Here is a 9,889-nt window from a genome sequence, read left to right on the forward strand (position 1 = left end):
CCGGTGATGACGACAACCCCGGCCAGGGGCGCCGTCACGTCGCGACCGCCGCCTGGGGGCGGATCGGGAGGCGGTTCACCGGGCGACCCGTGGCCGCCCGCACCGCCGAGGCCACCGCCGCCGGGGTCGTCACCACGGGCACCGCGCTCGCCGCCTTCGCGCCGAAGGGCGCGACCACGTCCCGCTCCTCCACCAGCTTCACGATGCGGATGTCGGGGGTGTCCAGGGCGGTCGGGAGCGCGTACCCCGTCAGGTCGGGGTGGCGGACCAGGCCGCGCGGCGTACGGAGGTTCTCCGTCAGAGCCGCGCCGACCCCCTGGGTGACGCCCGCCTCGATACGTACCTTCAGCTGGGTCGGGTTCAGGATGCGGCCCACGTCCTGGGCGACCGCGAGCTCCACGACCCGTACCGAACCGATCTCGACGTCCACGTCCACGACCGCGCGGATCGCGCAGAAGGCCATCCCGACGAACGCGTCGCCCTGGCCCGCCTCGTCCAACGGCTCGGTCGGGTGCGGGCGGCACTGCGCCGTGGCCCAGAGCTCCTTGCCGTCCATCGCCTCCGTGACGGTCGTGCTGAGCACCCCGTCGTACGACGTGATCTTGCCGTCGGTGATCTGGAGCAGCTCCGTCGACATCCCGAACTTGTGGGCCAGGGGCTGGAGAAGCTGCGTGCGGACCATCTTCGCCGCGCGTTCCACCGCGCCGCCCGACACCCACGTGTGGCGGCCGTGGCAGCTGGGACCGGCGGGCGGCTGGTCCGTGTCGACCGGGGCCACGCGGACGTCGTCGATGCCGAGCGTCTCCTGGACGATCTGGCGGGCGAGCGTCGTGAAGCCCTGGCCCGTCTCGACCGCCGCGCAGATGACGGTCGCGATGCCGTCGTGGACCTTCACCGTGGCCGTGGAGACCTCGTCCGTGCCTTCGGCGCCCAGGAGCTGGACCATGCCGAGGCCGTAGCCGACGCCCCGGCGCACCGCGGCCGGTTCACCCGCGCCCTCGGGCCCTCCCGGCAGCAGCCACTCGTCCTCTGGGGTGTCCTTGGGCAGTTCGGGGAGGGGGAAGTCCCTTACGGCGCCGAGGAGTTCGGCCACCGGTGCCGGGCACGTCACCGTCTGTCCGGTGGGCAGGATGTCGCCGGTGGCCATCGCGTTGCGCAGCCGCAGCTCCGCCGGGTCGATGCCCAGCTTCTTCGCGATCTTGTCCATCTGGGCTTCGTACGCCGTGCACACCTGCATGGCGCCCTCGCCCCGGACATGCCCGGACGGCGGGTTGTTCGTGCGCACCGCCCAGCCCTCGATGAAGGCGTTGGGGACCACGTACGGACCACAGGCGAAGGAGACGGCCGCCGCGAGCGCGTCCGACGACGTGTCCGCGTACGCGCCCGCGTCGAGCAGGACCTGCGCCTCCACCTTCACCAACTTGCCCTCGGCGTCCGCGTGATGGCGGTAGCGGAGCAGTGTCGGGTGGCGGTGGGCGTGGCCCAGGAAGGACTCCTCGCGGGTCGCCGTCAGCTTCACCGGGCAGCCCGTCGTGAGCGCGAGCAGGCCGAGCGGCAGGTGGAAGCTGGCGTCCTCGCGGTCGGCGGTCGCGCCGGGGACGCCGGTCACGACGACCTTCACGATGTCCGGGTCGATGCCGAAGCAGGACGCGGCCATGTCGCGGTCGGTGTGCGGGTCGGTGGAGGCGATGTACAGCTCCACGCCCCCGTCCGGACGGGGTACGGCCAGACCCGCCTCCGCGCCGATCGGCGCGGGGTCCTGGCGGCCGATGCGGTACAGGCCCTCGACGACGAGCTCGCCCGCCGCCTCCGGGTCGCCGTGCCGCAGCGGGATGTGCCGGATCAAGTTGCCGTCGGGGTGCAGGGGTTCGGCCGCGAACGCCTTCTCCGGATCGGTGACCGGCTCCAGGACCTCGTACTCGACGAAGATGGCGGCGGCGGCCATCCGCGCCGTGTCGGGGTGGTCGGCGGCCACGGCGGCGATGGGCTCGCCGTGGTGGCGTACGACATCGGAGGCGAAGACCGGACGGTCCGCCGTCTTGCGGCCGTGCAGTGCCTCGCCCGGCACGTCCTCGTGCGTGACGACGGAGCGCACGCCCGGCATCTCGCGCGCCTGGGACGTGTCGATCGAGACGATGCGCGCGTGCGCGTGCGGCGAGCGCAGGACGGCCGCCCAGAGGATTCCCTCCGCCCACAGGTCGGACGCGTAGGGGAACGTGCCCTCCGTCTTGGCGCGGGACTCGGCGGACGGCAGCGAGGCGCCGATGCCGTGCGGCAACGGCTCGGGGCCCGGCTGCGGCTCCGCTGCGGTCGCGGTGTGCGCCGTCTCCGCGGCTTCGTTGCTCACGCCTGGCCTCCGTCCTGGCCGTAAGGTCCTTCGTACGTTCCGTCCTGCGCCGCCGGGTTGACCCCTCCGGCGCCGGGCCCCGCCTGGTGCGGAATGCGCGCCTCGCCCACCTGGTCGCCCTGGCCGGACGGTTCGGCGGCGGACGCGGACGCCTCGCGCTCGGCGACCACTTCCTGTACGGCGTCGAGCACGCCGCGGTAGCCGGAGCAGCGGCACAGGTTGCCGCACAGGGCGCGGCGGGTCTCCAGGTCGGACGGGGCGGGGTTGCCTTCGAGCAGGTCGTGCACGGTCATCGCCATGCCCGGTACGCAGAAGCCGCACTGGACGGCACCGCAGGCGGCGAGCGCCCGCTGCACGTCGGAGGGTCTGCCGTCGACGGCGAGGCCCTCGACGGTACGCACCTCGCTCCCGGCGGCGGTGGCGGCGGGCACCAGGCAGGAGGCGACGAGACGGCCGTCCACCTGGACGTTGCAGGCCCCGCACTCACCCTGCGAGCAGCCGTCCTTGGCGCCCGCGAGGCCGAGGCGCTCGCGCAGGACGTAGAGCAGGGACTCGCCGATCCAGGCGCCGGTGACGGGGCGGTCGGCGCCGTTGACGCGCAGGACGTAGGAGCAGAGGGGGTGTTCGTCGGCGGGGGCGGTGACGGCGTCGACCGCTTCGGGGTCGGTCTCGGAGTCGGCCTCGGGGTCGGTCCCGAGATCGGTCTCGGGGTCGGCTCCGGGGTCGGTCTCGGGGTCGGCTTCTGCTTCGACCTCGGTCCCGGCTTCGGGCTCGACTTCGACTTCTACTTCCGCCTCGGGCTCGACCTCGGGCTCGGCCTCGACCTCGGGCTCGGCTTCGACCGCGACCGCGACCTCGGCTTCCGGCTCCGGGGCGGGCTCGGGCTCCGGTTCCGGCTCTGCGGGGACGTCGGGCACCTCGGGCGGCGCCTCGGGCACCGCCACATGCATCTCGGGAGCGACCGGCGCTTCGGGGACGAACGCCTCCGGGGGCACGACGGGCTCGTGGGCCACGGCCACGTGCTCGTGATGCTGCGGCTCGACGTGTTGTTGGTGCTGGTGGTGCTGGTGCTGGTGGTGCTGCGGCTCGACGTGCGGGTACGGATGCGGCTCGGCGTACGGGTGCTGCGCAGGCTCCGACCACGGCGCACCCACGCCCGCGCCACCCGTCGCCCACGGCGCCGCGGCGCCGCCCGGCAACGTCGCGGGCGGCGTACCGCCCCACTGCGCCGCGAGCGAGGACGTGGTGAACTCGCCGGATTCGTCCGGAAGATCACCGTTGGCGACGGGAATCGACCACTGCCCCGTGACATCGGCGGGCGCGGGGGCGACGGGCGCGTGCCCCTCCGCCTCCTGGAAGCTCCACTGGCCTGTGGCCCGGGGGTCGTACGCGTGCTCCTGCGCCTGCACGTCGTGACCGGACGGCGCGGGCTCGGGCGCCCCGCCCGCGGCGGGCCACTGCACGTTCTGTACGCCGGTCACCTCGGGCGGCATGGCCCAGACACCCGTGGCGGCCGGGTCCGTCGCGTCGACCGTCGTCGGGGTGACCGTTATCTGCGGCGGCACGTAACCATGGCCGGGCGCGGCGAGCGGCGAGTGGTCGAGGGCGTCAAGGGCGCCTTCGGGCAGCTGCACGAAGGCCGTGGCGTCCGAGTCGTACTCGCCCTGCGGATGCGGCTGCCAGCCGCCATTGCCGTTCTGGTCGTCGCTCACGACAGCGCCCTCCCCAGTGCTCGTCGGGCCAGCGCGGCGACGGTGCGCCGCAGGTGCAGTACGGCGGCGGGCAGCGGCTGCGGTGAGCCGTCCTCCGCCGGAGGCTGGTCGGGGATACAGGCGGTGGCGACGTACTCACCGAAGGCGGTGAGCGCCTCCGGCACGATCGTCCGCTCGCCGTCCCAGTCGATCAGCGAGGCGACCCACTGCTCGGCCTCCAGGGGCCGCAGCGGCATGGGGGCGACAGCGCCGACCGCACAGCGCACGCCGCGCCGCGCGGGGTCGAGGACGAGCGCGACGGACGCGGTGGCGCGGCCGGGCCCGGTGCGCCCCGTCGCCTTCAGGAAGACCTGCGGGGCGTGCAGGAGCGGCAGTCGTACGAAGCCGATGAGTTCACCGGGGCGGAGCATGTCCATCCCCGCGAGGAGGTGCGATACGGGAACCTCGCGGCGCGTGCCGCCGGGGCCCGCGATGATGAGGACGGCTTCGAGGGCGGCGAGGACGGGCAGGGTGTCGCCGGTCGGGCCCGCCGTGGCGATGTTGCCGCCCAGGGTGCCCGCGTTGCGGATCTGCGGGGGTCCGGCGGCGCGCGCGGCGGCGGCGAGCGCCGGGATCAGGGCGGCGAAGTCGGGCCGCCCGACGCGTGCGTGCGTGAGTCCCGCGCCGAGCAGCGCGTGACCGTCCTGGTACTGCCAGCCGCGGATCTCCCTGATGCGGCCGAGGCCGACGAGCGCGGCGGGGCGCAGGAGGCCCGCGTTGACGGATGCCATGAGGTCGGTGCCGCCGGCCACGGGCACGGCGGCGGGCATCGCGGCGAGTGCCTCCACGGCCTCGTCCAGCGTTCCAGGCAGCTTCGCCGTCTGCGCGGTCTGCGCCGCCTGCGGTGCGTGCGTGGTCAAAACCGGCTGCCCCTTCCCGATGTCCGGCGGCTTTCTCGCCGTTCCCACCGTTACGCCTGTTCCGCCGTACGGTACGTGTTCACAGCCCGGACGTGGCAACTCTGGCACATCTTCCCCGGCCCCCGGCGCGGGGGTCCGCTAGGAGTCATTCGTCCGCAGACCAGGAGGTTGTGCCGATTTCACACACCCTCGCCGGTCAGCGGGAATTGCCACTCTTCGGTGATCCTTGTACGGCTTTCGTCCGGCTGCCCACGCTCCCAGCGCGGGCAGCCCGACACACCGGCTACGGGGTCCCCCTCACACGTTCGGGGGCGTCCCGTCGATCGGGCGTCCGAGCACACCCGGGCGCTGCTGCCACGGCAACGGGCCGCCCGGCGGGCGGTAGTCGACGCCGAGTGCGTCAAGTCGCGCGTAGTGCGGGACCATTCGCCGCTCGAAGTCCGCGAAGTCGCGCTCGGCGGATGCCGGCAGGTCGCTCCAGGCGACCTCGGCGAGGGCGGCGAGACGCGGGAACACCTGGTAGTCCACGCGTGCGTGGTACTCCATCACCTCGGTCCAGACGTTGGCCTGGGTGCCGAGCACGTGCCGGGCCTCTTCGGCGGTGAGCTGCGGCGGCAGCGGCTCGAAGCGGTAGACGTCCTCCAGGGTGCGGACGAAGCCGATGGGCGCGGGCTCGTCGGGGCCGCCGTCCTGCCGGTGGTCGAGGTACACCTGCTGCTCGGGGCACATGACGACGTCGTGCCCGGCCTTGGCCGCCGCGATGCCGCCCCCGTACCCGCGCCAGGAGGAGACGGTGGCGCCGTCCGCGAGGCCGCCTTCGAGGATTTCGTCCCAGCCGATGAGACGGCGCCCGCGCGCGGTGAGCCAGGTGTCGAAGTGCCGGATGAACCAGCTCTGCAACCCGTCCTCGTCAGCGACCCCCAGCTCCTTGATGCGGGCCTGCGCGGTCGGCGAAGCCTTCCACTGGTCCTTGGGGCACTCGTCTCCCCCGACATGGATGAAGGTGGAGGGGAAGAGTTCGAGCAGTTCCTCGAACACCCCCTCGTAGAAGCGGAGGGTGTTCTCGGTCGGGGCGAGGACGTTGGGGGTGACGCCCCAGGTGTCCCAGACGCCGAGTGACGCGGTGTCGACGACGTCGGTGTTGCCGAGCTCCGGGTAGGCGGCGATGGCGGCCTGCGAGTGCCCGGGAATGTCGATCTCGGGTACGACGGCGATGTGCCGCTCATGGGCGTACGCGACGATCTCGCGGATGTCGTCCTGCGTGTAGTAGCCGCCGTGCGGGGTGTCGTTCCACAACTCCGATGCGCGGTGCCCCCACTTCGAGCGCGGCCGCCACGACGCGACCTCCGTCAGCCTCGGGTGGCGCTTGATCTCGACGCGCCAGCCCTGGTCGTCGGAGAGGTGGAAGTGGAAGACGTTCAGCTTGTGGGCGGCGAGCAGGTCCAGATACCGCAGGACGCCGTCCTTGGGCATGAAGTGCCTGGCCACGTCGAGCATCATGCCGCGCCACCGGAAACGGGGGCTGTCCTCGATGCGGCACCCCGGGACGGTGTGCGGAACCCCGGGCCGCAGGGGGGCGCGACGGAAGGCGTCCGCCCCGATGAGCTGACGCAGGGTCTGCGCGCCCCAGAAGACGCCGGGGGCCGCACCGCCGACGATCTCGATGCCGCCGGCCCCCACGGTGAGCCGGTACGCCTCGGGCGCGAGGGAGCCGTCGATCTCCAGCGAGACGCCACTGCCCTCACCCGGGGCCAGGGGCAGGCCGAGCGCGGCGCCGAGGGTGGAGCGCAGCCAGCGCTCGGTGGACTCGGTGCCGGGTGCCGCGCGGAGCACGGTCGAGGGGTCGAGGAGAAAGCCTTCGGTGTGCGGTCCCTCGGCGTGGGAGGGCGCCGGGATCAGTTCCTCAAAGGTCAAGGTCATGGAGCGAGGCTGCCATGCCGTTGCACAACGCAAAAGGGGCGTTGCGGCACACGCAACGCCCCGTCGCGAGGAGGGTCGTGGACCGGCCGGAAGGCGCCGGGCCGGGACGCCGGGAGGCTACTTCTTGCCGCCGCCCTTGCCGTCGTTACCGCCCTTGTCCTTGTCGCCACCGGCGCTCATGGACTCGTAGATCTCCTTGCACATGGGACAGACGGGGTACTTCTTCGGGTCACGACCCGGCACCCACACCTTGCCGCAGAGCGCGACGACGGGCGTACCGTCGAGCGCGCTCGCCATGATCTTGTCCTTCTGGACATAGTGCGCGAAGCGCTCGTGGTCGCCGTCACCGCTCGACACCTGCGGCGTCGGCTCAACGAGGGTCCCCGTACCTGCCCCGCGCTCGGGCTCGGGCTCAAGAGTGCTCATGGCATCCAAGGGTACCTACGCCGACCGCGTCCGGGCATCGCCCGGACGGGCGGGCAACGGAACTCTCACGCGGCATGCCGCTGCCCAAGTCCTTCTCGTAGCCGCCGGAAGGGTCGCCGTTCCCCTTGAACGCGCTTCACGGCCAACCCCCGCATACAAAACGACAAGTACGCGTCAGAACGCCATCCGCGTGACGCGCGATCGCGCCACCGAGGGCCGTTCCCAGACGCCGACCCGTCAGTTGAGCGAGGGATCATCCGGATACGTCGCCACCATCGCCAACTCGCTGCGCTGCCGTCGAAGGACCGCGCGCCACAGTCGCTCGGGGTCCGGCGACGAGACGTCGCCGGGCTCGGACTCGACCACGTACCAGGCGCCTTCGGTGAGTTCGTCCTCCAGCTGGCCCGGGCCCCAGCCCGCGTACCCGGCGAAGATCCGCAGCGAGCCGAGCGCCGGAGCCAGGAGTTCGGGGGGTGTGTCCAGGTCGACCAGGCCGATCGCGCCGTGCACGCGGCGCCAGCCGATCGGCTCGCCTCTGGACGGGCGTGGCCGGGACCCGGGGGACGCGCCCTCCTCGCCGGGGATCACCGCGACGCCCAGCGCCGAGTCGAGGGAGACGGGGCCGCCCTGGAAGACGACTCCCGGCGCGCCGGCCAGATCGCCCCAGCCCTCCAGGATGTCCGCGACGTCCACCGGCGTGGGCCGGTTGAGGACCACGCCGAGCGAGCCCTCCTCGTCGTGGTCGAGGAGAAGCACCACCGCGCGGTCGAAGTTCGGGTCCGCCAGGGCAGGCGTGGCCACGAGCAGCCGCCCTGTGAGCGAGGACACCTCGGTCATGAACGACATGATCCCGCATCTTTGCCCCGCGGGGGGAGGCAATGCGCGTACGGGAGTGAATGCAGCTCAGGGGCGCACTGAAGCGGCCGGAGCGCACACTTTCGGCGGTGACCCGGAGTGTCCGGTTCCGAACGTTTCGTGTTGTCACGGACTCCTGACGTGTTCCGGACGTCCTTGACCTTACGGAAGGGGGGTACTCGCCCATTACGCTTGCCCTTTGGTCCACCCGTCCATCCAATCGGAACGCGAGATTCATGACCGTCACCGACGATGTACTGCTTGTCCACGGCGGAACCCCGCTGGAGGGCGAGATCCGTGTCCGCGGCGCGAAGAACCTCGTGCCCAAGGCCATGGTCGCCGCGCTGCTCGGCAGCGCTCCGAGCAGGCTGCGCAATGTCCCCGACATCCGCGACGTCCGCGTCGTACGCGGTCTCCTGCAGTTGCATGGCGTCACGGTCCGCCCCGGTGAGGAGCCGGGCGAGCTGGTCATGGACCCCTCGCACGTGGAGAGCGCCAACGTCGCGGACATCGACGCGCACGCGGGCTCCTCGCGGATCCCGATCCTGTTCTGCGGGCCGCTCCTGCACCGCCTCGGCCACGCCTTCATTCCCGGCCTCGGCGGCTGCGACATCGGCGGCCGGCCCATCGACTTCCACTTCGAGGTGCTCCGCCAGTTCGGCGCCACCATCGAGAAGCGTGAGGGCGGCCAGTACCTGGAGGCCCCGCAGCGGCTCCGCGGCACGAAGATCCAGCTGCCGTACCCGTCCGTCGGCGCCACCGAGCAGGTGCTGCTCACGGCCGTGCTCGCCGAGGGCGTCACCGAGCTCTCGAACGCCGCCGTCGAACCCGAGATCGAAGACCTCATCTGCGTGCTGCAGAAAATGGGCGCGATCATCGCGATGGACACCGACAGGACCATAAGGGTCACCGGCGTCGACAGCCTGGGCGGCTACAACCACCACGCCCTCTCGGACCGCCTGGAGGCCGCCTCCTGGGCTTCCGCGGCCCTGGCGACCGAAGGCAACATCTACGTCCGCGGCGCCCAGCAGCGCTCGATGATGACGTTCCTGAACACCTACCGGAAGGTGGGCGGTGCCTTCGAGATCGACGACGAGGGCATCCGCTTCTGGCACCCGGGCGGCTCGCTCAACGCGATCGCCCTGGAGACGGACGTGCACCCCGGCTTCCAGACGGACTGGCAGCAGCCGCTCGTCGTCGCCCTGACGCAGGCCGCGGGTCTGTCGATCGTGCACGAGACGGTCTACGAGTCCCGGCTCGGCTTCACCTCCGCGCTCAACCAGATGGGCGCACACATTCAGCTCTACCGGGAGTGCCTGGGCGGCTCCCACTGCCGATTCGGCCAGCGGAACTTCCTCCACTCGGCGGTCGTCAGCGGCCCCACGAAGCTCCAGGGCGCCGATCTGGTCATTCCCGACCTGCGCGGCGGGTTCTCGTACCTGATCGCGGCCCTGGCGGCGCAGGGCACGTCCCGGGTCCACGGCATCGACCTGATCAACCGCGGCTACGAGAACTTCATGGACAAGCTCGTGGAGCTCGGCGCGAAGGTGGAGCTGCCCGGCAGGGCGACGCTCGCCTGACGGCTCCCCACGCACGCAGAAGGGGGGGGCACCCAAACGGGGGGGCGGCCCCTTTTTTTTTTGCTGGGGGTGGTTGTCCTTGTTGGGTTTTTTGGGGTTGGGGGCCGCCGAAAAATTGGCGGTGTGGGCGGGCGGGGCGGTGGTCGGGTC

The 9,889-nt window shown here is 72.0% G+C and carries 7 protein-coding genes; 1 reads left to right on the plus strand and 6 read right to left on the minus strand.

Annotation, left to right across the window (positions count from 1 at the left end):
- Positions 1–34 precede the first annotated feature (34 nt).
- The 6 genes from ACZ5CR_RS22970 to ACZ5CR_RS22995 form a co-directional block, all read right to left on the minus strand.
- The gene (locus ACZ5CR_RS22970; RefSeq protein ID WP_468860158.1) at positions 35–2,347 is read right to left on the minus strand and encodes a xanthine dehydrogenase family protein molybdopterin-binding subunit; all 2,313 of its coding nucleotides are present in this window, start codon (positions 2,345–2,347) and stop codon (positions 35–37) included.
- On the minus strand, positions 2,344–4,059 hold the full coding sequence (locus ACZ5CR_RS22975; protein ID WP_468860160.1) for a (2Fe-2S)-binding protein: 1,716 nt from the start codon (positions 4,057–4,059) through the stop codon (positions 2,344–2,346). The genes ACZ5CR_RS22970 and ACZ5CR_RS22975 overlap by 4 nt, the downstream gene beginning before the upstream one ends.
- A complete protein-coding gene (locus ACZ5CR_RS22980; RefSeq protein ID WP_468860162.1) occupies positions 4,056–4,958 on the minus strand; it encodes an FAD binding domain-containing protein in 903 nt (300 codons plus the stop codon). The genes ACZ5CR_RS22975 and ACZ5CR_RS22980 overlap by 4 nt, the downstream gene beginning before the upstream one ends.
- A 297-nt stretch (positions 4,959–5,255) precedes the next feature.
- On the minus strand, positions 5,256–6,878 hold the full coding sequence (locus ACZ5CR_RS22985) for a beta-N-acetylhexosaminidase (protein WP_468860164.1): 1,623 nt from the start codon (positions 6,876–6,878) through the stop codon (positions 5,256–5,258).
- 117 nt (positions 6,879–6,995) lie between these two features.
- Entirely contained in the window at positions 6,996–7,304 is a 309-nt protein-coding gene (locus ACZ5CR_RS22990) for a DUF3039 domain-containing protein (RefSeq protein WP_383275550.1), read from the minus strand.
- 237 nt (positions 7,305–7,541) lie between these two features.
- Positions 7,542–8,150, minus strand: coding sequence for a YqgE/AlgH family protein (locus ACZ5CR_RS22995; protein WP_468860165.1), 609 nt, complete (start codon positions 8,148–8,150; stop codon positions 7,542–7,544).
- Between the two features lie 245 nt (positions 8,151–8,395).
- Here ACZ5CR_RS22995 and murA point away from each other — a divergent pair, with 245 nt between their 5' ends.
- Positions 8,396–9,739: a UDP-N-acetylglucosamine 1-carboxyvinyltransferase gene (gene murA / locus ACZ5CR_RS23000; RefSeq protein ID WP_468860167.1), complete on the plus strand. Its 1,344-nt coding sequence runs from the start codon at positions 8,396–8,398 to the stop codon at positions 9,737–9,739.
- The last annotated feature ends 150 nt before the right edge of the window (positions 9,740–9,889 follow it).

The organism is Streptomyces sp. NPDC031274 (assembly GCF_055570235.1).

Bases quoted from the DNA above. Each gene is read 5' to 3' on its own strand.
- ACZ5CR_RS22985 (WP_468860164.1), bottom strand. From the start codon at position 6,878: ATGACCTTGACCTTTGAGGAACTGATCCCGGCGCCCTCCCACGCCGAG.
- ACZ5CR_RS22990 (WP_383275550.1), bottom strand. From the start codon at position 7,304: ATGAGCACTCTTGAGCCCGAGCCCGAGCGCGGGGCAGGTACGGGGACC.
- ACZ5CR_RS22995 (WP_468860165.1), bottom strand. From the start codon at position 8,150: ATGTCGTTCATGACCGAGGTGTCCTCGCTCACAGGGCGGCTGCTCGTG.
- murA (WP_468860167.1), top strand. From the start codon at position 8,396: ATGACCGTCACCGACGATGTACTGCTTGTCCACGGCGGAACCCCGCTG.